This window comes from Roseibium alexandrii DFL-11 (assembly GCF_000158095.2).
GTDB classification, from domain to species: domain Bacteria; phylum Pseudomonadota; class Alphaproteobacteria; order Rhizobiales; family Stappiaceae; genus Roseibium; species Roseibium alexandrii.
In genome coordinates this window covers 304670-328306 of record NZ_CM011002.1, presented here as the reverse complement: position 1 = coordinate 328306, position 23637 = coordinate 304670, and the positions used below count along the sequence as shown (strand labels likewise).

Genomic DNA, 23637 nt, shown 5'->3' with positions numbered 1-23637 from the left:
AAACGTTATCGTCAAAACTGCGCCTGACAGAATTGTTACATGCGGCATTCTTGAGATTTACACGCAAGAGTTAAGATAAAATCGAAATGCACCACCTAACCTCCCCTCGACCGGCAGGCTTTCGGCTGGACCTCACGAATAAAATATGGTTTCACGCAGCGCTTAGAGCTTTGCTCAACCTCAAAGGTGCCTTGTCTTGAAGATTTCCGAAACCGACATTCTGCTCATTCCCGGCTATGGCAAAACCCTGCCAGGCCATTGGCTGTTGCGCTGGCAGGACAAGATGCCAACCGCACGCGTGGTGGCTCAGAGAGAACTGCAGCGGCCGAACAAAAAAGACTGGGTGGACACGCTGGTCAAAGAAGTCGAGGCCTGTCAGCGCCCGGTAGTCCTGGTTGCCCATTCGCTGGGCTGTATTCTTGTTGCGCACGCAGCGCATGCTTTAAAGGAAAAGGTCCGCGGAGCCTATCTTGTTGCTCCCTCCGATTGGGATCGCGACGGCCTGGTTTCAGAGTTTGATGGCGGTGACTTCAAACCGGTGCCAACTCACCCCCTTACCTTCCCGGGCCATCTTGTCGCAAGCCGGAACGATTCTTATTGCGATTATGAACGGGCCCAGGATATTGCCAACGCATGGGGCACCACGTTCCAGGATGCCGGCGAAGCTGGTCATATCAACCTGGAAAGCGGGCATGGTCCATGGCCGGAAGGCATGATGTCCTTTGCCCACTTTATGAAGAAGCTCGGCTAACTCGGCGGAGTACCCTTAAGCTCGCTTAGCCCGCAAGCCTGTCCGCACTTCCTAGTCAATAGTTTACCTCAATAGCTGACTGCGGGCCCTGATCCCGTTGCCGTGTCAACTTCTTGAAGGTGGGCACGCGCCGCCTCATCGAACATCATCATGTCTGTGCCGTGAGCCATAAGCCTGAAGCCTTGGGCGATGGCCTCCTCAACTTTAGCCGCACCAATGCAGAAGATACCGGCGATCTTCCCTGCCGCTTTCGCTCGGGCAGCAATTTCGCCACAAACCCGGGCTGTCTCCGCCCCGTTAGGATCCAGCTTTTCGCCGCTCGACAAAGCCAGCGACAGATCGCTTGGTCCAACAAATACTCCGTCCAGACCCGGCACCGCCAAGATGTCCTCCAGCGCGTCAACAGATGTGCGCGTTTCCACCATGGCCAGTGCCAGCGTTTGTTCGTTTGCAGTTTTCAAGTAGGCATCCGGCGTCTGCTGGTTAAGCGTGACCACACGGAACGGTGCCCAACTGCGTCCCCAACCGGCGGATACTTGACCGCCTTAACGAAGGCCTCAGCATCTGCGCGGGAATTGATCATTGGAGCCAATCAGGCATTTCTGCGCCCATATCCGCCAATCGGCTGGCGGTTGCATTGCCGCCGACGGGGATTCGCGCAATCCGGTGAGCCCCACCAAGCACCAGGGCCGCAAAGCCATCACTGGCGGACTTGAAGTCATGCATGCCGTGCTGAAGGTCCAGGGTAACCGCTTCATAGCCACTTCGGGCAAAAAGCTCCGCCACGATCGGTGCCGCCAACATGGACCAGCCTGTGATCACCGGCTGTCCGGAGCGCAGTTTATCGGCAAGGGTTTTCGGGTCGGTCACGGTGGTCTCCTCCTGATTGGCCGCCATCAGACAAGGATCTCGAGCCGCCCGCAAGCCGGATATGTGCCTCATCCGTACGGGTCCAGCCGACAAATAAAAATGCCCGCCGGATTCGGCGGGCATTTCAAATTCGATAAAGACCAGTTCGGTCGGCTGATCAGCCTTCGTTTTGCAGCTGATCCACGGCGGTTGCCATCAGCTCGTCCATGGTGCGGCGAATCTGGTGATCAGACTGGTCGACATTGTTGGCATCAAAGTCTGCGCGGATCTTGCGGAAAACGTCCTCATCACCCGGCTCTTCGAAGTCAGCCCGGACAACTTCCTTGGCATATTCTTCAACCTTCGCGCCTTCGTATCCGAGAAGCCCTGCAGCCCAGAGGCCCAGCAGCTTGTTGCGACGTGCGGTTGCCTTGAACCGCAGCTCCTCGTCATGCGCGAATTTGTTTTCAAATCCCTGCTCGCGCTTGTCGAATGTGCTCATGCTTCTAAGTCTCCTGAACTGCGGTGCACATCCCCAATATGGGGATCATTTGGCTCTTTCAATATCCCCCACCGCTTCGCAAATCAACGTAGTAGCGACACGGATTGGCCAAAAGCATGACATTCCCCGGAAATTCGCGCAAAACATAAGATTGTGCTTTCGCCTCGCTTCGGGTAAGTTCCGCGCCGCAATCGAGGATTTGCGGCCATACGGTCCCCACCTGGTCGAAGCCAAATTCCCAGTGAACGACACGTATAGGCGCAGATATCCCTCGCAAGGTTTCTCTCAATAACGAGACGGATAAGCCCATGAACCGCCGCCGGCGCATCTATGAAGGTAAAGCGAAGATTCTCTATGAAGGTCCGGAGCCAGGAACCCTGGTTCAGCACTTCAAGGACGACGCGACTGCTTTCAACAACAAGAAACACGAGATTGTCGACGGCAAGGGCGTGCTCAACAACCGCATCTCCGAGTACATCTTCAACAACCTGAATGCCATCGGGATTCCGACGCACTTCATCCGGCGCATGAACATGCGCGAGCAGCTGATCCGGGAAGTCGAGATCATCCCGCTTGAAGTGGTTGTGCGCAATGTTGCGGCTGGCTCAATTGCGAAGCGCCTGGGTCTTGAAGAAGGCACACAACTGCCACGTTCCATCATTGAGTTCTACTACAAGAACGATGAACTCGATGATCCGATGGTGTCTGAAGAACACATCACGGCCTTTGGCTGGGCAACACCGCAGGAACTCGACGACATGATGGCCCTGGCCATCCGCGTCAACGACTTCCTGTCCGGTCTGTTCCTGGGCGTCGGCATCCGCCTCGTTGATTTCAAGATCGAATGTGGCCGTCTGTTTGAAGGCGATCTCATGCGCATCGTGGTCGCGGACGAGATTTCGCCGGACAGCTGCCGTCTGTGGGACACTGAGACCAACGAAAAGATGGACAAGGACCGCTTCCGCCGCGAGATGGGCGGAATGCTGGAAGCCTACCAGGAAGTCGCCAAGCGTCTGGGTCTGGTGACACAGAACGAGCGCCCGGTCGGATCAGGCCCAACACTGGTCCAATAAATTTTCAAAGACCCCTGCCCTGATCTCACTTGGCAGGGGTTTTTCTTTTGAATAGCCGTCTTTGCCTTTGCGAACCGGTTCAGCTGGTGTATGGAGCGCGCAACACGCCCACCAGATGCTGATGGAGACAACAATCATGAAAGCTCGCGTGATCGTCACCTTGAAAAACGGTGTTCTCGATCCCCAGGGAAAAGCCATTGAAGGCGCGCTCGGCGGTCTTGGCTTCGGCGATGTCGGCTCTGTCCGCCAGGGCAAGGTTTTCGACGTAGAACTGACCGGTTCCGACAAGGATGCCGCCAAGGCCGAACTGGAGCAGATGTGCGAAAAACTGCTCGCCAACACCGTGATTGAAAACTACGCAATCGAGATCGCATAAGCAGGGGAGCGAGATGGATAAGGATGCAAAGAGAGCTGTTCTCTTTATAGCCATAAAAGCTGCAATCTTCATCCTGCTGCCCGCATTTATTGCCCTCGTTGCTGTGTTTTACCTGCTCTGAACTTCCGGAACTCGCTCCATGAAAACCGCCGTCATCGTTTTCCCAGGCTCCAATCGCGATCGTGACATGTTCCATGCGCTGGAACTGATCACCGGCACGCGCCCTGTTGGTGTCTGGCATACAGAAAGCTCCCTGCCGGATGCCGATCTGGTCATCGTCCCGGGCGGCTTCTCCTACGGCGACTATTTGCGGTCCGGCGCGATTGCAGCGCGGTCTCCGATCCTGAAGGATCTGGTCGCCAAGGCAGAGAGCGGCGTTTCGGTTCTTGGAGTGTGCAACGGCTTTCAGATCCTGACAGAAGCGGGCCTGCTGCCGGGCGCCCTCATGCGCAATGCCGGTCTGACATTTGTGTGCAAGGAAGTCATGCTGGAAACCGTGAACAGCGCAACACAGTTCTCTTCGAAGTTCGAAAAGGGCCAGGTGTGGCGGTGTCCGGTTGCCCATCATGACGGCAACTATTTTGCCGACGCTGAAACACTCAAATCCGTTGAAGGCAATGGTCAGGTCGTGTTCCGCTATGCCAACGGCACCAATCCAAACGGCTCGATCAACGACATTGCCGGTGTCACAAACGCCAAAGGCAACGTGCTCGGCATGATGCCCCACCCGGAAAACCTGGTTGAGTCGCTTCACGGCGGCCTCGACGGCCGCCTGCTCTTCGAAAGCCTTTTGGAGAAGGCTGCCTGACCGGCCAATCTCTTCACCTGATTGCCGGAGGCCACCAGACATGCCGGATCTAAAACTGGACAAGGACACCCGCGCCCGCCTCAACGAGCAGATCCGGCAATATCTGAGCGACGAATTGGATACGGACATCGGCAACATGGAAGCCGATTTCCTGATCGACTTCCTGAGCGGGTCCCTTGGCGCGAGCTTCTACAATCTCGGTCTGAAGGATGCCCAGGCGCTGATCGCCCGGAAGATGGACGACATCAACGACGAGCTCTACGGCATGGAGCAACCGGACGATCCTGTTCTCTAACCTGCGTTCAGTTGTGTTCCAGCTGCCGCGCGCGGCGTGGCGGAGCACCGTAGCGTTTGGCGAAGGCCCGGGAAAAGGATGCCGGGCTGGAAAACCCACACATATTGGCAACAGCCTTGACCTGACGCCCAGCGGCGAGCTCGTCCCGTGCAATGTCGAGACGCCAATTCGACAAATACGTCATCGGCGTAATCCCGATCAGGCTCTTAAAGGTCACCGCAAATTGGGTTCGCGACATGCCGGCGATTTCCGCAAGCCGTTCCAAAGTCCAGTTTTCGCCCGGCTCTTCGTGAATGGCGACAAGCGCCTGGGCGACTCTCGGATCAGAAAGCCCGTTCAAAAGCCCTGAATCGATTTCATTGCCTTCCATGGCGTGGCGCAGCAACCGAATTACGACAATTTCACACAAGCGCTGGAAGACGGCCTGGCCACCACAGCGGGGCCGCATCACCTCTTCCACCAGCGGCATCACCACAGACGATAAACTTGGATCGTCTGCAAGGTCGACGGACAAACAAATGGGAAGCGCGGCAAAGAGCCGTTTGCCAACCCCGGAAATCTCGATGTTTGTCGACACGATGATGCTTTCATCAGCCCTCGGGCGAACGAGATCAAGAGCACCTGAAGCACTGTCTTCCGGCGGGCGCAACACAAGACGAAGATCTTGGCGCGGATCTTTGCAGATCATCAGCATGGCATGCTGCACGTCATGGCCGCCCGCTCCACCGTCGCTCACATGAACCCGCAACCTGTCGATCAGGGACGACAGCCGGTCCAGCCGACCATTGAAATTTGTGCGATAAGGCGCCTGCATATCCGTACTCTCGGCTTATTTATTTGTACTTTTATATCGAGATCGTTCGATATTCTAGCCCAAGTCGATCCGATTTATCCAAGACAAAGGAAGCATCATGCTCATCCCTAGACAGACCGTTCCAGCACTGACCGTTGAGACACTCGGCGGCGGGTCGTTTGACCTTTCAGCGGAAACCGCTGACTTTGCGACACTGGTCGTCTTTTACCGCGGGCTGCATTGTCCGATTTGCGCCACATATCTGAAAGAACTCGGCCGGCTCTTGCCAGACCTCAAGGAGCGCGGCGTCGAGGTCATTGCCCTGTCATCCGATGATCAGGAGCGGACGCAACAAATGGCTGACAAGGTCGGATTCGATGACCTTAAGTTCGGTTATGGATTGCCGCTGACGATGGCAAAGGATTGGGGGCTCTACATCTCCACGGGCCGCGGCAAGACGTCTATCGGGATTGAAGAGCCGGACCTGTTCTCAGAGCCAGGTGTCTTCTTGGTCAAGCCAGACGGCACCCTCTACTTTGCGTCCGTTCAAACCATGCCGTTTGTCCGGCCGCATTTTCAGGAGATGCTCGGCGCGCTGGATTTCGTTAAGAAAAACGACTACCCGGCACGTGGCGAGTACACCGGCGCAGTCTAACCCAAGACACCATATGGATTGCAGGCGCCCGCAGAGGTCGGGCGCCTGCGAATCCGGAGCCTATCGCCTCAAAAGCTAAGGCTGCTGCTTAAGAAGGCCGGACATCGGGCCCCGGACATTTTGAAAACCAAGCACGGTGTTTAAAAAAAATGCGCAAAGCGCATTACCACGTCACCGGAAGTCCGGGCCCTGCCAAAAGGGCTTTTCAATCTCAACCAGCACTTCGGATCTCTTCAAGCCGATGTCCTTCAGTTGATCATCCGTCAGGCTGGCCAATTCGCGCCGGCTTCTGGCTACGGCCATCCATTGCAAAACCAGCCGCACCAGGTTCCAGCGCGGGAACGTGACTCTTGGCTGGTCTGTGCAGCTGGGTGCGAAGATTGATTCCAATGCACTCATTTTCGATACTCCAAGAGATACAATCGACACATTACCGTGTCTTCAACGGTGACAATCTTATGAATTGACTCCTTGACGGTGGCAATATACTAAATTGTCACCATGACAAATTGGCTTCCTCAGATCCCGGACGGGCAAGGCCCGATCTATCTGCGGCTCGCAGATCAGATCTCCGCAGACATCGCCTCCGGCGCGCTCACAGCCGGAACCAAACTGCCGCCGCAGCGTGATCTCGCTTATGATCTTGGCGTCACGGTCGGCACCATCGGCCGGGCCTATGCGACCATACGTCAACGTGGTCTGGTGAATGGCGAGGTTGGGCGCGGAACCTACGTTCTTGGCAGTGCAGAGCCGATCCAGCTTCAAGAATCTACAAAACCGAACCTTGACGCCCCCGCGGGCAACCCTGCCCCGTCCGCTCCAGCCGTCCACCAGCGCACCGGAGACACTTCGTGGGTGCAAGGTGCGATGCAGCCGCCAAAAGACCGTGCGTTCGCAGGCACGCGCATCGCGGTTCCTCACGAATCTTCAATCAGGTTCGACAGCACATCAGCGCCGGAAATCGGACAGGCAAAGCTGATCGCACAAATCACGTTGGACATTACCCGCGACCATCCGCACGAGATCGCCAGCTACACGCGCGCTGTCCCGCCTGACTGGCGCGCCGCCGGGAAGATCTGGTTGTCACGCGGCGGCTGGGAACCTGATGAAGGCAGCATTGTTCCGACAACCGGTGCGCAGGCGGCAATCATGTCTATCATTGCAGCGACCACAGCACCTGGAGACCGGATTGCCTTTGAAGATCTGACCTACAGCTCCATCGCGCGGGGAGCTGCCCTGTCTGGCCGGCGGCCTGTGTTGGTCGAGCGGGATGAAGAGGGGCCCCTGCCCGAGGATCTGGCTCGCGTCTGTGCCCAAACACACCCACGCATCCTGTTTTTGATGCCGACCATGCACAATCCGACAACGGGGTTCATGAGCGAAACGCGCCGCCATGAGCTTATCGAGGTTGCCCGGCAGCACAATCTCTGGATCATCGAAGACGAGGTTTATGGCTCCTTGCGGGACACACCCGTTCCACCTGTTGTCTCGCTGGCTCCGGAGCGGACGTTTCACGTTGGATCTCTGTCAAAATCCGTGACGGCTGGTGTGCGTGGCGGCTGGCTCTCCAGCCCTCAGTCCTACGCCCAGCGCATCTACACCGCCCACAAGATGCTGACAGGCGGCATTTCCTTTCTTCTCTCAGAGCTGTCTTCCAGGCTGATCTTGTCCGGAGCGGCGTCTGACTTTCGCGAGAAAGTCGGTGCAGAGATTGCAGCCCGCCACGCACTTGTCCGCCAGCATCTCAGCCCGTTCGAATATCGCTCCGCAGCTGATTGTCCTTTCCTGTGGCTGAAGGTGCCCGAACCCTGGAACCCTGGAACTTTCAAAGCAGCAGCGGCTGCAGAAAACGTTCTGGTGGATGATGAAGATGAGTTCAAACCGGGCCGCACCGGCAAAGTCTATCACTGCATCCGCATCGGTTTCAGCAATCCGCTGACCCGGGATCAGACCGTTGAGGGCCTTGTGGCTGTGCGCGACCTTCTGAACGACAACTGCGCCTGCTACGACAGCTTCGAATGACGTTGCCGGGCGCGCGGCCGAAAGCCTTCCGGACAACATGCAAATGAATCGTCTGAGACCTCTCCCATTTTGAGGTTTTGTCTGCTAAACCGGCGCGAAACTGGCCCAGGCGCACAAAAGCATTTTGCAAAACGCTCTAAACGCCGCAGATTTCCGGACCGACATGATCCCGAACGACATCAAGATCACGCCCGAGCTCATCGCTTCCCACGGCCTCAAACCTGACGAATATGACCGCATCCTTGAATTGATCGGCCGCGAGCCTTCGTTTACCGAACTTGGTATCTTCTCGGCGATGTGGAACGAGCACTGCTCCTACAAGTCTTCCAAGAAATGGCTAAAAACCTTACCGACGGAAGGCCCGCGCGTGCTTCAGGGTCCAGGTGAAAACGCCGGGGTTGTCGATATCGGCGACGGTCAGGCCGTTGTTTTTAAGATGGAAAGTCACAATCACCCGTCCTACATCGAGCCATATCAGGGCGCGGCGACTGGTGTTGGCGGTATTCTGCGCGATGTATTCACTATGGGTGCCCGTCCGGTCGCAGCCATGAATGCCCTGCGATTCGGTGAGCCAGATCATCCGCGCACCCGGCACCTCGTCTCCGGTGTCGTCTCCGGTGTGGGCGGTTATGGCAACTCCTTCGGCGTTCCGACCGTCGGCGGCGAAGTCGAGTTTCATGCGCGCTACAACGGCAACTGCCTTGTGAATGCCTTTGCAGCTGGCCTTGCAGACAGCGACAAGATCTTCCTGGCAAAGGCTGAAGGTGTTGGCTTGCCGGTCGTTTACCTCGGCGCCAAGACCGGTCGTGACGGCGTTGGCGGTGCGACCATGGCATCGGCGGAATTCGACGACACCATCGATGAAAAGCGCCCCACTGTTCAGGTCGGCGACCCATTCACCGAAAAATGCCTGTTGGAAGCCTGCCTGGAGCTGATGGAAACCGGCGCGGTCATTGCGATCCAGGACATGGGCGCGGCTGGCCTCACCTGTTCCGCTGTTGAAATGGGCGCCTCTGGCGATCTCGGCATTGAACTGAACCTCGACCAGGTGCCGGTACGCGAAGAACGCATGAGCGCCTACGAGATGATGCTGTCGGAAAGCCAGGAGCGCATGCTCATGGTTCTGCGTCCGGAAAAGGAAGCAGAGGCTGAAGCGATATTCAAAAAATGGGATCTGGACTTTGCCATCGTCGGCGTCACCACCGACACGCTGCGCTTTGTGGTCAAGCACCAGGGCGAGACCGTTGCGGACCTGCCGATCAAGGAACTCGGCGACGAGGCCCCAGAATATGACCGTCCGTGGATCGAACCTCAAAAGCGTCCCGTTCTGGCAGCTGACGACATCGCCGAACCGGACGACTATGCCGAAGCGCTCACAACGCTGGTCGGTAATGCCAACGGATCGTCGCGCCGCTGGGTCTATGAGCAGTATGACACGCTGATCCAGGGCAACACCGCGGCAACGCCAGGCGGTGACGCAGGTGTCATCCGTGTGGACGGCACCCGCAAGGGCCTCGCCTTCTCCGTTGACGTGACCCCGCGCTACTGCGAGGCGGACGCGTTTGAAGGCGGCAAGCAGGCGGTTGCAGAAGTCTGGCGCAATCTGACCGCTGTGGGTTCAGAGCCGCTCGCGGCGACCGACAACCTCAACTTCGGCAATCCGGAACGCCCGGAAATCATGGGCCAGTTCGTCGGCTGCATCAAAGGCATCGGCGAAGCCTGCCGGGAACTCGACTTCCCGATCGTCTCGGGCAACGTCTCACTCTACAACGAGACCCACGGCGAAGCGATCCTGCCGACCCCGGCAATTGGCGGTGTTGGCCTGCTGCCGGATGTGACCGTGCGCGCCGGTGCGGCGTTTGCCAATGAAGGCGACGTCATTCTCGTCATCGGGGGCCGCGGCACACATCTTGGCGCCTCGCAGTATCTCAGCGACATCCTCGGCCGCGAAGAAGGCGCTCCGCCGCCGGTTGATCTGGTGGCTGAAAAACGGCGCGGCACCCTTGTGCGCCAGCTTATCGGCGCAGCGCGCCTCACCGGCGTCCATGACATTTCCTCCGGCGGCCTCGGCGTGGCTCTCGCGGAAATGGCCATGGCCAGCGGAATTGGCGCAAGCGTTGAGATCGACGGACCTGCACACGCCGCGCTCTTTGGCGAAGACCAGGGCCGCTACGTTGTCACCGTCAGCCCTGACAGGCTCGATGCGGTTCTGGAAGACATTGTCGATGCAGGCATCGAGGTCGAGCGGATCGGAACAACAGGCGGCACGGATTTGACAGTTCAAGGTGTTCTCACCATATCCGTTGCAAACCTGAAAAAAGCACACGAAACTTGGTTCCCAGACTACATGACAGCCGTTTGAGTCGGCCATGAGGGGGAAACAGGCAATGAAGGGGCGCACTTAAAATGCCAATGAACGCAAATGAGATTGAAACCCTGATCAAGGAGGCACTGCCCGACGCTCAGGTGGAGATCCGGGATTTGGCTGGCGATGGTGACCATTACGCGGCGAATGTCGTCTCAGAATCCTTCCGAGGCAAAAGCCGTGTCCAGCAGCACCAGATGGTTTATGAGGCGCTCAAGGGCAACATGGGTGGGGCTCTCCACGCTCTGGCGCTCCAGACCAAGGCTCCGGACTGAACCGAACTTTGCCCGTGCATTTGACCTGGTGATTGCCCATATACGTATTATCACGCATTATTCGGCATCATTAGGTTAGCCGCCCGCTGCAGGCAGACAGACAGACAAGGACAAGTGAAATGAGCATCCAAGAGTGGATCAAGAACGAAGTCGACACCAACGACGTTGTGCTGTTCATGAAGGGCACACCGAATTTCCCGCAGTGCGGGTTCTCCGGTCAGGTCGTTCAGATCCTCGACTATGTCGGCGCGCCATACAAAGGCATCAACGTTCTGGAAGATGACGAGCTTCGCAACGGCATCAAGGAATTCACCAACTGGCCGACCATCCCGCAGCTTTATGTCAAGGGTGAGTTCGTCGGTGGCTGCGACATCATCCGCGAGATGTTCCAGAACCAGGAACTTCAGGGCCTGATGACCGACAAGGGCGTTCAGACCGCTCAAAGCGCCTGACCGGCAGCTTCAATCAGACGGTTTTTCAAGGGGCGGTTTTCCGCCCCTTTTTCTATTTGAAGACGTTTTTTGCGGCACCAGCACCAGCTCCTAAATATCTAATCGATTAAACAAAAAGTGGGTCTGGACATTGCGTTTGGTCTAGCGATACACCGCACGCGCAGGCGGGAAAACCCGCCAATCATTGTGCGTTAATCACCCAAAGGGAGTTGGTCGGCATGGCGGCTATGGATAATCACTTCGATAACTGGAAGGAACAACAGTCCGCTGCCGAGCAGATGATCCCGCTGGTTGGCCACCTTTACCGCGACTACGGCATCAACATCCGGATTTTCGGCCGCCGGCTCCTGAACAACTCCGCCATCGAGATCATCAAGGCCCACCGCTACGCCCTACAGATCACCGGCCAGGAGTTGGACGTTGCCAAGAGCCTTGAGATCGTCAAGGCGATGCTGGAAATGGATCTAGCCGCCTCCCGCGTTGATCTCGGCAAGCTGTGCCACCGCTTCATGGAAACAGGCGGCGATGCCAAGACCCTGGTTGAGGAGCAGCTCGCCAGCATCAACACCGGCAAGACCTCCATCCTGCAGGAACCGCAGGACGTTGTTCTTTACGGTTTCGGCCGCATTGGACGCCTGCTGGCCCGGATGATGATCGAACGCGTCGGGGCCGGCAACAAGATGCGCCTGCGCGCCATCGTCGTGCGCGGCGGCAAGGAAGGCGATCTGAAAAAACGCTCCAGCCTGCTGCGCCGCGATTCCGTTCACGGCGCCTTCAGCGGCTCGATCACGGTTGATGAAGACAAGAACGCCATCATCGCCAACGGCAACTACATTCAGGTGATCTACGCCAATTCTCCGGCGGAAGTCGACTATACCAAATACGGCATCAAGAATGCGCTGGTGGTCGACAACACCGGCATGTGGCGCGACGAGGACGGCCTCGGCCAGCATCTGAAGTGCCCGGGCGCCGCAAAAGTGATCCTGACCGCACCGGGCAAGGGCAACATCAAGAACGTCGTTTACGGCGTCAACCAGGGCGACATCACCCCGGACGACGACATCCTGAGCGCGGCGTCCTGCACCACCAATGCGATCACGCCGGTCCTGAAGGTCATCAACGACGAGTTCGGCATCGAAAACGGCCACGTTGAAACCATCCACGCCTTCACCAACGACCAGAACCTGATCGACAACTACCACAAGGGCGACCGCCGCGGCCGCGCCGCTCCTCTCAACATGGTTTTGACCAGCACGGGCGCCGCCAGCGCGGTGGCCAAGTGTTTGCCGGAAATGAAGGGCAAACTGACCGGCAACGCCGTCCGCGTGCCGATCCCGAACGTCTCCATGGCGATCCTCAACCTGAACCTCAAGCGCGAGACATCAGCTGAGGAAATGAACGACTACCTGCGCCAGGTGTCGATCCAGTCGCCGCTGCAGGACCAGATCGACTACACGGCGTCCACCGAGCTGGTCTCCTCCGATCTCGTCGGCTCCATCCACGCCGGTGTCGTCGACAGCCAGGCCACCATCGTCGATGGCGACCGCCTGGTGCTTTATGTCTGGTACGACAATGAAGCCGGCTACAGCACCCAGGTCATCCGCCTGATGCAGGAAGTCGCCGGTATGAAATACCCCTCCGTCCCGGCGTGAGTTTTCCGGGACTTGGGCTGAGACTTAATTGGGATGAGTGAGAAAGGGGCAGTTTTCTGCCCCTTTTTTTGGTCCGGCAGCACAAAAACCCAGGCAAAAACGGCCTTGTTGAGCGCTGGCCAGAACGAAATAGAGGTGGCCACGGGAGACTGTGGGCTGAAGGACAAACAAATTTGCCAAACAGACATTCGCACCAATCAAATTCACTGGAACGGGCCATTCTAAAACATCAATAGCGTTGCGCTGTCTTCGAAGACACGTTTGAAGCTCTTTCACTGTTGGCGCATAATGAACAAGCAGCTATTTCAATCACTTAAACCTTCCACGTTGCGAACAAAAATTTACGAAATCACTTTCCTTGGCATTTAAAACAGCCTCGTAGAATTAATCAAAGGTTTAGCATTTAACAGTAAACGCCAAAGCTATCTTCGGCTTTCTTTACAAGCTGCCGGTATGTCCCAACAGCCACCTCGTTCTGTGTTTCGTTAAAGTAATCTAGAAACTCTGTTGGACTGCTTGCATCGGGACGCATGGCACAGAACCCCATCAAAAATGAGTTCAAACGGATCATTCTCGCGTGCGACTGCAAATTGGAACGACGCAGTCCGATTAAAAACGGCACTTCGTAGAGGGGAAATCGTTCTGCAAGAACTGCTGGCGAAAAAGCAATCTCGCCTTTTTCTGCCAATAGCGAAATCACGACTGTCCGCACACACCAAGCAATTCTCTTATTCACAAGCGCGGGATCATACTCCTCACCAAAGTCATGGAGAAACCATCCAAGATCGAGAGCCTTCTTTCGTTCCTCGGAGTAAGACTTCTTAGGTACAGCGGAGTCTTTTAGACGCGAAAAATGACCAGAAAAATCAAAAATGACTTGCCCTTCGTATGCTAGATGCATAGCGAAAAGATTTCCGGATTGACCCATTTCAATTAGTTTATCGGCGTTCATAAACTGGATTTCGATCCCATTCACCTTGTGCGAATAGGGCAGATCTGTGTTGCAAACTGCCAGAAGATCAATATCTGAGTTTTCATCAGTATCGCGTCTAGCAGCACTGCCATATAACATCAAAGCATCAATCATCCGCGGGTTCTTGTAAGCCTATTCACTACTGTGGGTATCGCCAGCGCAAACCAGAATAGACCGCATAACGCCGTCGTAAAGATTAGCATAGGATCCTGCGAATTCCTTCCAGAATGATCGGTATACCCAAAGAGGAGGAAAACCTCAGTTGTTTTGATGAGTGCTTCACCATATGGGAGCTTGAATTTGTAACTCATCCGGTAAGCTATGGCAGTCACCATTACGACGCCAACCAAAAGAACCCGAACTAAGTTGCCCCCCCATCCATTGAGCCAACCCATTACCAGCAATATCGCTAAACTTAACAATGCAGAAACGCATTGTATTAATCCAGCAGCAGTATTCCAAATCCAGGGCAAAATTCTTCGAAGCGGAAACGGCAACCCTGATTTATGGATACGATAAGCTCCTTTTGCAACACGTGCACGGTCCTCGCAAATAGAAGCGGTCCGCACTACTGAATAGAATGTGTCTTCAGAACCTTCAGATTGTAGATTCGCAAGTATACTTCGGGAAAGGGTAGAGCGTGTTTCTTCAAACCTTAACTTCTGAACTATAGGGGACTTACCTTCAGGAAGGTTTCTTATTGCTGCCTCACCCCCAAAAATAAATTTTTCCGGTTCCGTAATAAGAGTTTGCGGTAGCTGGGTCTCATTCCCTGAAAACGATATTCGGGTGTATTGACACTCTCTAAACTCGCAGTTTTCCAATTTACACTGAGAAAACGACGTCTCAGTGAAATCACAGCCTGTAAACTTCGCTCTTTTGAACGTGCAAAGGCCAAAATCGCACCTTTCAAATGAGCAGTTTTTAAAGATTATAGGAGTTGTAAATACACCTTGAAAGTCGCAATCCTCGAAGTTTATGTTCTCTATTTTAAGGAAATTCTTTTGTTCTATATCCTGTGAGCGATATAGAACTCGACAAGGTCCCTTATTATTGGTGAACTCCCAGTCACCAACCAAAAAATCGTCGTGATTTTCGGACGAGAACATTGGCTCCCACCAGTTTTTTTTCGTCGCGTCCTTACGGGAACTGGATCTCCAGGTTGGATATCTTTTATGCTCATTACTCTACTTTCTAGGGAATTACTGATTTTTACACTTAAAATATCAATCCGCCAGGAGATCCTAAAGAAACCGTAATACAAAAGGAAGACTCAGAAACGAAAGTTATGGTATCTATAAACAGACTAATTATCTGTTTGCGCCGGTATACAAGGTTTCCGGAAAATCGGTCTATAGTTGCTTCGTCCACTCGGCTGACACACGTGCCTCCTGCAGAAAATTACCGCGCCCCAACCTTATCTATGTTTCGTGTTGCTTCAAAAATTGACGGCTTCGAGCAATTGGATCCGAAGCTTCGTACCTTCGATTAAGAGTCGCGAATCCGTCCCTCTCCTCCTCCCCGCCCCAACAAATCCCTTGTCCGCTCCCCACCAAAAATGCCAATTAGGGCCCTGAAAAGAACAAAAGGACATCTCGATGTTTCACGGCAAGGTGCTGGTCGCGCAAGGGGGCGGGCCGACCGCGGTTATCAATCAATCCATGGTCGGGGCGGTGCTGGAAAGCCGCAAGTTCCGCAGCGTGGAGCTGATCTATGGCGCGGTTCACGGCGTGCGCGGCATCCTGGACGAGGATTTTTATGATCTCACCCAGGAGACCACCCACAATCTGGAGATGGTCGCCAACACCCCGTCCTCCGCGCTCGGCTCGACCCGCGACAAGCCGGACCTGAAATACTGCCAGGAGATCTTCAAGGTCCTGCGTGCCCATGAGATCGGCTATTTCTTTTATACCGGCGGCAATGATTCCTCAGACACCGTGCGCATCGTCAACGATGAAGCCCGCAAGGCCGGCTACGATCTGCGCTGCATCCACATTCCGAAAACCATCGACAACGACCTGGTCGAGAACGACCACACGCCGGGCTTTCCATCCGCTGCGCGCTACGTGTCCCAGGCGTTCATGGGCATCAATCTCGACAATGCCGCCCTGCCCGGCATCTATATCGGGGTGGTCATGGGCCGCCATGCCGGGTTTTTGACCGCCGCCTCGGCTTTGGGCAAGAAATTCTCCGACGATGGGCCGCATCTCATCTATATGCCGGAACGCACCTTCGACATCGATCAGTTCATTCAGGACGTCCGCGAGGTCTACAACCGCCTTGGCCGCTGCGTTGTTGCGGTCAGCGAAGGCATCCATGATGCTTCGGGCGAGCCGATCATCTCCAAGCTTTCCCAGGAGATCGAACGCGACGCGCATGGCAATGTGCAACTGTCGGGAAGCGGTGCGCTCGCCGATCTTTTGACGCAAAAGGTCAAGGATGCGCTCAACGTCACGCGGGTCCGGGGCGACACGCTCGGCTATATCCAGCGCAGTTTTGTCGGCTGTGTCTCCGATGTCGACCAGCATGAGGCCCGCGAAGTCGGCGAAAAGGCGGTGCAATACGGCATGTTCGGCGACCGCGACGGCTCGGTGACCATCAAGCGCACCGGCCACTATTCGGTCGACTATGAGCTGGTGCCGCTGGAAGCGGTTGCCGGAAAAACCCGCACCATGCCCGATGCGTTCATCTCCGCCGCCGGGAATGATGTCACCGATGAATTCCGCATGTACCTGCGCCCGCTTCTCGGCTCCGGCATGCCCGACGCCCACCGCCTGCGCCCCAACAAGGTACCGAAAATCCTGGCGGCCGGGTCTTAAAGGGCGACTGAGCGCGTTGCGCCCCTCTCCCCCTTGTAGGAGGAGACGGGAACAAGCGGCGATTTTTGTTTTAAGTTTTCTGAAATCAATCCACCCGCGGAAAGACGCCCGTTTTCTTGACAAAACCATAGACGAAGCTGGAATCGATCGAGGCGATGCAACCGATGGGGTGGATGCGGTGGCGGATAAAATCCTCATAAGCATCAAGCCCGGAGACGACGACCCGCAGTTGATAGTCGGTTGCCCCCGTCATCACGACACATTCCAGAACCTCGTCCATCGCCTGCACCCGGCTTTCGAAATGCTGGACGTCATCGGCATTGTGCCGCTCCAGCCGGATGCGCACGAAGACGGTCACCGGCAGGCCGTAAGCCTTCGGGTCGACCTCGGCCGTATAGCCCTTGATCGCCCCGCCCGCCTCCAGGATCTTCACCCGGCGCAAACACGGCGACGGAGACAGGTTCACCTTGGCGGCGAGTTCCTGGTTTGTCATGCGGCCATTTTGTTGCAGTGCACGGATGATTTGACGGTCTTTGGCGTCCATATCGAAGCCCTGTTAGCAGATTATGCCAATAACTAATCCCCTGATGGCATATTTTGAAATCAATTGCCATCGCCCTCGGCCCATCATGTCTCCAATTCAACGAGGGGACTTTCATGACCGATCATCTCAAGGGCTTTGCCACCCGCGCCATCCACCACGCCTATGATCCGCTGCAAAACGAGGGTGCACTGACCCCGCCGCTCCACCTGACCTCGACCTTCGCGTTTGAGAGCGCGGAAGCGGGCGGCGAGATGTTTGCAGGCGAGCGCGCCGGTCATATCTATTCGCGCATTTCCAACCCCACACTGGACCTTCTGGAGCGCCGCATTGCATTGCTGGAAGGCGCGGAAGCCGGGCTGGCGCTTGCCTCCGGCATGGGCTCGATCACAGCCGCTCTTTGGACACTGTTGTCGCCGGGTGACGAGATCATCGTCGACAAGACGCTCTATGGCTGCACCTTCGCCTATATGCATCATGGCCTGTCGAAATTCGGCATCACGGTCACCCATGTGGACTTGACCGAACCGGACAACCTGATCCCGGTCATCAGCGGCAAGACACGCGTCGTCTATTTCGAAACCCCGGCAAATCCGAACATGCGGCTCGTGGATATTGCCGCGGTCTCCAAGATCGCCCATGAGGCCGGTGCCACCGTGGTTGTCGACAACACCTATGCGACCCCCTACCTCACCCGCCCGATCGAGCTCGGCGCCGATCTGGTGCTGCATTCGGCCACCAAATATCTCGGCGGGCACGGCGATGTCGTCGCCGGCCTGATCGCCGGGCGGGCCGAGCAGGTGCAGGAGATCCGCCTGGTCGGCATGAAGGACATGACCGGCGCTGTCATGGCCCCGTTCAATGCCATGCTGATCCTGCGCGGCCTGAAAACACTTGCCCTGCGCATGGACCGTCATTGCGCCTCCGCCCAGCCGGTCGCCGAGTGGCTGGAAGCCCATCCGGCTGTTGGCGAGGTCTATTTCCCGGGGCTGACAAGCTTCGCCCAGCATGATCTTGCCAGGCAGCAGATGGCCAAACCGGGCGCCATGATCGCGTTTGAACTCAAGGGCGGACTGGAAGCCGGACGGAACATGATGAACCGGTTGCAGATGATCGGGCGCGCCGTTTCCCTGGGCGATGCAGAAACGCTGATCCAGCATCCGGCGACAATGACCCACTCGACCTATACGCCCGAAGAACGGGCCGCCCATGGCATCACCGACGGTCTTATTCGTCTTTCCGTTGGCCTGGAAGACATTGAGGACATCCTGGCGGATCTCGATCAGGCGCTCTCAGGTGTCCCTGCTTCCATGGCCGCATAAGGCTTAAGGCGTTCGGGCAACGCCGGATTTGACCCTTCTCAGCGGGATGGAACTTTCGATATTGGCAACTCCAGGAACCTTTGTGAGTTTGCCGGTCAGAAACGCTTCAAAGGCGGCCAGTCCAGTGGTCGCCACCCGCAGGAGATAGTCCCGGTTGCCGGTCATCAGCCAGCAATCGACCACCTCCGGGAAGGCCTGAATGGCGGTTTCGAACTGATCCAGTGTCACATCGACCTGCTTGTCCAGCTGCACGGATACGAAGACGGACACTTCATAGCCGAGTTTCATCTCGTCGATCAGCGCGCAATATCCGGTGATGATGCCCTGATCTTCGAGCTGTCGCAGCCGACGGGCAACGGGTGTTGCACTCAGCCCTATCCGCTCTGAAAGGTCCTGTATCGAAATACGCCCATCCTTGCGCAACTCGCGCAGGATCTGAATATCAAATGCATCAAGCGCGCCGGAACCCACCAACTTACCTCTATTTCATAGTGATTACCTTCAAGGTATTAGTCCTAAAACGCGAAAAATAGCAAGAAACCTGCAAAGGTAATTCGCTATCTTTACGTAAAGGTATGCATCCACGGGAGTCTGAAAATTGAGTATCACCCATCTAAGAGCCATCGAGCAAAGGCTGCTGTGGCTGTCGCATTGGATGATCCATCACGCCAACCATATCCGGCCAAAGGTTGACGGTATCAAGGTTGGCGGACACCAGGCCTCATCGGCGTCGATGGTCTCCATCATGACAGCACTTTACTTCTCGGCACTCCGCCCGGAAGACCGGGTCGCAGTCAAACCGCACGCATCACCCGTGTTCCATGCGATCCAGTATCTGATGGGCAACCAGACTCGCGTGAACATGGAAAATTTCCGTGGCTATGGCGGTGCGCAGAGTTACCCATCCCGCACCAAGGATGTCGACGATGTCGACTTCTCAACCGGCTCCGTCGGGCTCGGCGTTGCGATCACTTCCTTTGCCTCCCTGGTACAGGATTACATCGCTGCAAAGGACTGGGCGGGGGACCAGCCGCTTGGGCGCATGGTCGCGCTCGTTGGGGATGCCGAACTCGACGAAGGCAACGTCTACGAAGCGCTTCAGGAAGGCTGGAAGAACGACTTGCGCAACACCTGGTGGGTGATCGACTACAACCGGCAATCGCTCGACGGGATCGTCCGCGAAGGCCTGTTCGAGCGCATCGAAAAAATCTTTGATGCATTCGGCTGGGACGTCGTCCGCGTCAAGTACGGTGCTTTGCAGCGCGCAGCTTTCGAGGAACCGGGCGGCGGCGAACTGAAAAGCTGGATCGATGCCTGTCCAAACCAGGAGTATGCCGCCCTCACATTCATGGGCGGTGCGATTTGGCGCAAACGCCTGATGGATGATCTGGGCGACCAAGGCGATGTCAGTGCTTTGATCGACCGCCGCAGTGATGCCGAATTGGCAGCGCTGATGGAAAATCTCGGCGGCAATTGCGTGGAGACGATGGCAGAGACATTTGCGTCGATCACCCACGACCGTCCGACCTGCTTCCTGGCCTACACCATCAAGGGTTGGGGCACGCCTATTGCCGGACACAAGGACAATCACGGAGGCCTGATGAACAAGGCCCAATTCGCCAACTGGCAGGCTCATATGGGTGTTCCGGAAGGCGCGGAATGGGAGCCATTCGCAGCCGATGATCATGCAGAAGATCTGCAAGCCTTCCTGAAAAACGTCCCGTTCTTTGCGCGCGGCACGCGCCGGTTTTCAGATGCCAAGCTGACGGTACCGGACATCTCCCTCGACACGGCGAAGACGACGTCGACCCAGGCAGCGTTCGGCAAGATCCTCGATGATCTTTCCAAAGGTGACAGCGCGCTGGCCGAGCGGATCGTGACCACCTCCCCCGATGTCACCGGAACAACCAGCCTCGGCGCCTGGGTTAACCGGCGTAAGCTCTTTGCCCGTGCCGTGCAGGCAGACGCATTCATTGAGCACCGGATCCCGTCAACAGCCAAGTGGGAATTCACGCCGGACGGCCAGCACATCGAGCTGGGCATTGCCGAGATGAACCTGATGCTGCTTTTGAGCGCGGCCGGATTGTCCGACTCCCTCTTTGGCAAACGGCTCATTCCGATTGGGACGTTATATGATCCATTCGTCAGTCGCGGTCTCGATGCACTGAACTATGCCTGTTATCAGGACGCTCGATTTATTCTGGTTGGCACCCCCTCCGGTGTTACGCTGGCACCGGAAGGCGGCGCGCACCAATCGGTCGGCACGCCCCTCATCGGCATGAGCCAGGATGGCCTGGCGGCCTTTGAGCCGGCCTTTGCGGATGAGCTCGCCGTTATCATGCAATGGGCTTTCGAATACGTTCAGCGCGACGGTGATGGCCAACCGGACGAGCGCACATGGCTACGCGATGAGACCGGTGGGTCGGTCTATCTGCGCTTGACCACAAACCCCATTGAACAGCCGGGCAAGCGGGGCGACGAAGACTTCCGCCAGGGCGCCATTGATGGGGCCTACTGGCTGCGCAAGCCCGGTCCGAACTGCGATGTCGTTATTGCCTACCAGGGTGCGGTCGCGCCCGAAGCGATCCGTGCAGCTGGCATGATCAGTGAAGCGCGCCGGGACCTTGGGGTTCTCGCGATCACGTCAGCCGACCGGCTAAATGCCGGTTGGACTGCGGCCCAGCGCGCCCGGTCCCGTGGCAACAAAGCGGCCACATCGCACATCGAAACCCTGATGTCCGGCCTGCCCCGGCACTGCAAGATCATCACGGTGATTGACGGGCATCCGGCAACGCTGTCCTGGATTGGGGCGGTGGGCGGTCATCAGACGATCCCGCTGGGTGTAGAGCACTTCGGCCAGACCGGCACCATTGGCGATCTCTACCGGCACCACGGTCTGGACGCAGCTGCCATTGTCGAAAAAGTGCAAGGCCTGACAGAGGGAAGGCCGGCACCCAATTACGGATTGGCTGCGGAATAGTCGCAGCCTTTCCGCCACCACAAAGGCTCTTAATTTTCGTTTATCCCACGTTTAGCGTTTCAGATATCCTCTGAAACGCTGGCGTTATTCGGCAAAAATTGCCGAATCGCCTAACATGAACGCAAGGTGAATGCCGGATTCACGGTGAGTATAGGTGCGTTCCGCCATTCTCCGTCCATACCGCAGCGCCCCAATTCGGACCGGGGCCAGGACATGGGAACGGGGACTATGAACAAGTTTACTTACGCAAGCATCGCAGTGGCCGCAGTGATCGGCGCAGGACTAACCTTCGAATTGGTGATGCCCACTCCGCAGGAAAGTGAACTGCGCCGGGTGGAATGCCAGGCCCTGACCATGTTCACCCCGTCGCACAGCAAAAGCGCTGACGAACTTTGCGAGAACTATGGTGGCGTTGCCCTGAAAGATGCAGAGCCGAGCAAAGAAGGGCTCGTTATCCTGGTACGCAACCAGCCGGTTGGCGGGTTCGCGGGCAATCCGAAGGTCCAATAACAAATTTAGGACGCAGCCAGAGCTCCCGAATCGGAATGAGCAAAGGCTTCGACATCTTCCTGGACATTATGCAGGGCAAGCGCGCCCAACCGTTCCACCGGCTTAGCCGCCGCTTCGGCAACTTCCCGTGACATAACAACGGCATGGCCGCAGGTCTTGCCATAGTCACCGAGCCGGGCAGCGATGTTAGCGGCGCTACCGATCACGGTAAAATCGAGCCGCTCCCGCGACCCGACATTGCCGTAAGTCACCTCGCCATACGCGATACCGATCGCAGACGAGAGCGGATAATGGTCGGTCCCCGCGACATCGGCCAGTTTCTCTACAATCTGCTCCGCGCTTGCGACCGCCTGAGCGCAGGCCTTCTGATTGCCCTGATTGGCCGGAAAGATCGCCAGAACGGCATCCCCTATAAATTTCAGGACCTCGCCTTCATGGGCATTTACAATGTCGGTGGCGACTTCAAAAAAACGGTTGAGCTCCCGTACGTAGGCTTCGCGGCCAAGCTCAGTTTCCAACCGGGTGGAGTGCCGCAGGTCACAGAACAGGATCGCTGCATCAATGACATCGCCGTCCCCGCGCCTGATTTCCCCACCAAGCACGCGGGCCCCGGTCCTTTTGCCCAGATAAGTCTCGAGCAGGGAGGTCGCATTGGATGTGAGCGCGAACACCTCGAACAGGCGGCTGATCAGGGCGGAGCATTCAAAGACCAGCCCGAGATTGGCTGTTGTAAAGCCATTGGGATGATCGCTGGCAAGGGTCAAAACATTAACGCGGCCGTCGGAAAACGGCAACGGCATGGCGACATAGTCCGTCACGCCTTGTTTGCGGAAATCCTCCATCACCGCAAAGCTGAATTCGTCCGGGTTGGTGTCGAGTTTTTGCCGGATCCCGCCCAGCCCATCAGCCACATGCCGGAGCGGACTTTCCTGATAAATCGGACTTTCCATGAGCTCATAGGACGGTTGCCGGCTCTCGATCGTGTCGCCTTCCCGGTTCCAGATGATGTGCCGGCCGGCGATCATCGGATGGAGCGACCAGACCAGGACGCTCAGCCGCCAGACTGCAACACCATCAGCAACCAGCCGCTTGCCCAGCGCAGCCAACAGGTCCTCAGGCGACTTGGCTGTCCAGGCCTCGCGCAAAAGCCAGTCCACAGTCGGTCCGGATATATTGCCTCCGAGGATGGTATCAATCGCCGAACCGTTGTGGGTCACCTGCAGCCCATCTGCCGGCATGAATGCTATGCATCCGTCCACAGCCTGTCCTTCGGGCAGGGCATTGGGATAGCGCCAGGCCCCGTTTTCCAGAACGCGAGCGCCTGCATGGACATGACTGTAAGACGCTGTTCCCTTGAACGGGCAGAACGTCCTGTGCTCTGAGGCCGGTTCCAGTTTCGCGACAGTGTCTTCTTCTGGAAAATAGACCACCGGCGGCAAACGCGTTTCATACATCACGCGAGCGCGATTTGAGCGCGCCAGAACCTCACCGCCAAGCGAGGCGACGGTTTCCCCAGCGAGTGGCTCCACCACGATGGTATAGTCGTTAGAAGTCAATTGAGGGCGCGCTGTCATGCCGGAAAGATAGAAACGCATCGATGCGATGTCCAGCAATCCAGCAATGC

At 56.8% G+C, this 23637-nt stretch carries 25 protein-coding genes and 1 pseudogene; 16 read left to right on the top strand and 10 right to left on the bottom strand.

Translation table 11 applies throughout. The features are described from left to right. The first annotated feature begins 196 nt into the window (after positions 1 to 196). The gene (locus SADFL11_RS01465) at positions 197 to 751 is read left to right on the top strand and encodes an RBBP9/YdeN family alpha/beta hydrolase (protein ID WP_008189323.1); all 555 of its coding nucleotides are present in this window, start codon (positions 197 to 199) and stop codon (positions 749 to 751) included. Between the two features lie 68 nt (positions 752 to 819). Here SADFL11_RS01465 and SADFL11_RS25395 read toward each other — a convergent pair whose 3' ends face one another. The 3 genes from SADFL11_RS25395 to SADFL11_RS01455 all read right to left on the bottom strand — a co-directional run bounded on the left by SADFL11_RS25395 (position 820) and on the right by SADFL11_RS01455 (position 2102). Beyond that, complete coding sequence (locus SADFL11_RS25395) at positions 820 to 1212, bottom strand: aldolase/citrate lyase family protein (RefSeq protein ID WP_209002709.1); 393 nt, start codon at positions 1210 to 1212, stop codon at positions 820 to 822. A gap of 118 nt (positions 1213 to 1330) precedes the next feature. Beyond that, the gene (locus tag SADFL11_RS25390) at positions 1331 to 1621 is read right to left on the bottom strand and encodes an HpcH/HpaI aldolase family protein (protein ID WP_209002708.1); all 291 of its coding nucleotides are present in this window, start codon (positions 1619 to 1621) and stop codon (positions 1331 to 1333) included. 157 nt (positions 1622 to 1778) lie between these two features. Further along, positions 1779 to 2102, bottom strand: a complete 324-nt coding sequence (locus tag SADFL11_RS01455; RefSeq protein ID WP_008193764.1) for a DUF1476 domain-containing protein — start codon at positions 2100 to 2102, stop codon at positions 1779 to 1781. Positions 2103 to 2410: 308 nt separating this feature from the next. On the opposite strand from SADFL11_RS01455, the gene purC reads away from it, so the two are divergent. From purC to SADFL11_RS01435, 5 genes are all read left to right on the top strand, one after another. Continuing rightward, positions 2411 to 3175 (top strand): phosphoribosylaminoimidazolesuccinocarboxamide synthase, encoded by a 765-nt coding sequence (gene purC / locus SADFL11_RS01450; protein ID WP_008195310.1) that lies wholly within the window; start codon positions 2411 to 2413, stop codon positions 3173 to 3175. Between the two features lie 133 nt (positions 3176 to 3308). Next, positions 3309 to 3551, top strand: a complete 243-nt coding sequence (purS, locus tag SADFL11_RS01445; protein WP_040452276.1) for a phosphoribosylformylglycinamidine synthase subunit PurS — start codon at positions 3309 to 3311, stop codon at positions 3549 to 3551. Positions 3552 to 3564: 13 nt separating this feature from the next. Beyond that, a complete protein-coding gene (locus SADFL11_RS25735) occupies positions 3565 to 3672 on the top strand; it encodes a phosphoribosylformylglycinamidine synthase-associated small membrane protein (protein ID WP_322962265.1) in 108 nt (35 codons plus the stop codon). An 18-nt stretch (positions 3673 to 3690) separates the two neighbouring features. Beyond that, entirely contained in the window at positions 3691 to 4359 is a 669-nt protein-coding gene (purQ, locus tag SADFL11_RS01440) for a phosphoribosylformylglycinamidine synthase subunit PurQ (protein WP_008188661.1), read from the top strand. 40 nt (positions 4360 to 4399) lie between these two features. Beyond that, complete coding sequence (locus tag SADFL11_RS01435; RefSeq protein ID WP_008195752.1) at positions 4400 to 4654, top strand: DUF2164 domain-containing protein; 255 nt, start codon at positions 4400 to 4402, stop codon at positions 4652 to 4654. 7 nt (positions 4655 to 4661) lie between these two features. On the opposite strand, the gene SADFL11_RS01430 is transcribed toward SADFL11_RS01435, so the two are convergent. Further along, positions 4662 to 5468, bottom strand: coding sequence for a helix-turn-helix transcriptional regulator (locus SADFL11_RS01430; RefSeq protein WP_008194075.1), 807 nt, complete (start codon positions 5466 to 5468; stop codon positions 4662 to 4664). Positions 5469 to 5565: 97 nt separating this feature from the next. On the opposite strand from SADFL11_RS01430, the gene SADFL11_RS01425 reads away from it, so the two are divergent. Further along, positions 5566 to 6102, top strand: a complete 537-nt coding sequence (locus tag SADFL11_RS01425) for a peroxiredoxin-like family protein (RefSeq protein ID WP_008197064.1) — start codon at positions 5566 to 5568, stop codon at positions 6100 to 6102. A 171-nt stretch (positions 6103 to 6273) separates the two neighbouring features. On the opposite strand, the gene SADFL11_RS01420 is transcribed toward SADFL11_RS01425, so the two are convergent. Beyond that, on the bottom strand, positions 6274 to 6501 hold the full coding sequence (locus tag SADFL11_RS01420) for a DUF1127 domain-containing protein (RefSeq protein ID WP_050775980.1): 228 nt from the start codon (positions 6499 to 6501) through the stop codon (positions 6274 to 6276). 102 nt (positions 6502 to 6603) lie between these two features. Here SADFL11_RS01420 and SADFL11_RS01415 point away from each other — a divergent pair, with 102 nt between their 5' ends. From SADFL11_RS01415 to SADFL11_RS01395, 5 genes are all read left to right on the top strand, one after another. After that, entirely contained in the window at positions 6604 to 8124 is a 1521-nt protein-coding gene (locus tag SADFL11_RS01415; RefSeq protein ID WP_008196408.1) for an aminotransferase-like domain-containing protein, read from the top strand. A gap of 163 nt (positions 8125 to 8287) precedes the next feature. Beyond that, on the top strand, positions 8288 to 10486 hold the full coding sequence (gene purL, locus SADFL11_RS01410) for a phosphoribosylformylglycinamidine synthase subunit PurL (protein ID WP_008189817.1): 2199 nt from the start codon (positions 8288 to 8290) through the stop codon (positions 10484 to 10486). 44 nt (positions 10487 to 10530) lie between these two features. Then, entirely contained in the window at positions 10531 to 10764 is a 234-nt protein-coding gene (locus tag SADFL11_RS01405) for a BolA family protein (protein WP_008196307.1), read from the top strand. 119 nt (positions 10765 to 10883) lie between these two features. Continuing rightward, positions 10884 to 11216 carry a Grx4 family monothiol glutaredoxin gene (gene grxD, locus SADFL11_RS01400; protein WP_008192765.1) on the top strand — a complete coding sequence of 111 codons (333 nt, stop codon included), beginning with the start codon at positions 10884 to 10886 and terminating at the stop codon, positions 11214 to 11216. 218 nt (positions 11217 to 11434) lie between these two features. Further along, the gene (locus SADFL11_RS01395; protein ID WP_008196825.1) at positions 11435 to 12868 is read left to right on the top strand and encodes a glyceraldehyde-3-phosphate dehydrogenase; all 1434 of its coding nucleotides are present in this window, start codon (positions 11435 to 11437) and stop codon (positions 12866 to 12868) included. Between the two features lie 403 nt (positions 12869 to 13271). On the opposite strand, the gene halB is transcribed toward SADFL11_RS01395, so the two are convergent. Together halB and halA are read right to left on the bottom strand one after the other, a co-directional pair. Further along, complete coding sequence (gene halB / locus SADFL11_RS01390) at positions 13272 to 13955, bottom strand: anti-phage Hailong system nucleotidyltransferase HalB (protein WP_008191186.1); 684 nt, start codon at positions 13953 to 13955, stop codon at positions 13272 to 13274. After that, positions 13952 to 14959: pseudogene (gene halA / locus SADFL11_RS25810) on the bottom strand (anti-phage Hailong system effector protein HalA); the annotation flags it as partial. The gene halB and the pseudogene halA, both read right to left, overlap by 4 nt. A gap of 480 nt (positions 14960 to 15439) precedes the next feature. Here halA and SADFL11_RS01380 point away from each other — a divergent pair. After that, positions 15440 to 16660 (top strand): 6-phosphofructokinase, encoded by a 1221-nt coding sequence (locus SADFL11_RS01380; protein ID WP_040450794.1) that lies wholly within the window; start codon positions 15440 to 15442, stop codon positions 16658 to 16660. Between the two features lie 85 nt (positions 16661 to 16745). On the opposite strand, the gene SADFL11_RS01375 is transcribed toward SADFL11_RS01380, so the two are convergent. Further along, positions 16746 to 17204, bottom strand: a complete 459-nt coding sequence (locus tag SADFL11_RS01375) for an Lrp/AsnC family transcriptional regulator (RefSeq protein ID WP_008192215.1) — start codon at positions 17202 to 17204, stop codon at positions 16746 to 16748. Positions 17205 to 17317: 113 nt separating this feature from the next. On the opposite strand from SADFL11_RS01375, the gene SADFL11_RS01370 reads away from it, so the two are divergent. Then, complete coding sequence (locus SADFL11_RS01370) at positions 17318 to 18523, top strand: methionine gamma-lyase (protein ID WP_008195951.1); 1206 nt, start codon at positions 17318 to 17320, stop codon at positions 18521 to 18523. A gap of 3 nt (positions 18524 to 18526) precedes the next feature. Here SADFL11_RS01370 and SADFL11_RS01365 read toward each other — a convergent pair whose 3' ends face one another. Then, positions 18527 to 18994 carry an Lrp/AsnC family transcriptional regulator gene (locus tag SADFL11_RS01365; protein ID WP_008190576.1) on the bottom strand — a complete coding sequence of 156 codons (468 nt, stop codon included), beginning with the start codon at positions 18992 to 18994 and terminating at the stop codon, positions 18527 to 18529. Between the two features lie 184 nt (positions 18995 to 19178). On the opposite strand from SADFL11_RS01365, the gene SADFL11_RS01360 reads away from it, so the two are divergent. Together SADFL11_RS01360 and SADFL11_RS01355 are read left to right on the top strand one after the other, a co-directional pair. Next, positions 19179 to 21503, top strand: a complete 2325-nt coding sequence (locus SADFL11_RS01360) for a 1-deoxy-D-xylulose-5-phosphate synthase N-terminal domain-containing protein (RefSeq protein WP_008196754.1) — start codon at positions 19179 to 19181, stop codon at positions 21501 to 21503. A 228-nt stretch (positions 21504 to 21731) separates the two neighbouring features. Continuing rightward, positions 21732 to 22013, top strand: a complete 282-nt coding sequence (locus SADFL11_RS01355; protein ID WP_008193677.1) for a hypothetical protein — start codon at positions 21732 to 21734, stop codon at positions 22011 to 22013. A 5-nt stretch (positions 22014 to 22018) separates the two neighbouring features. On the opposite strand, the gene SADFL11_RS01350 is transcribed toward SADFL11_RS01355, so the two are convergent. Further along, positions 22019 to 23608 carry a DUF427 domain-containing protein gene (locus SADFL11_RS01350; protein ID WP_209002707.1) on the bottom strand — a complete coding sequence of 530 codons (1590 nt, stop codon included), beginning with the start codon at positions 23606 to 23608 and terminating at the stop codon, positions 22019 to 22021. Positions 23609 to 23637: the final 29 nt, after the last annotated feature.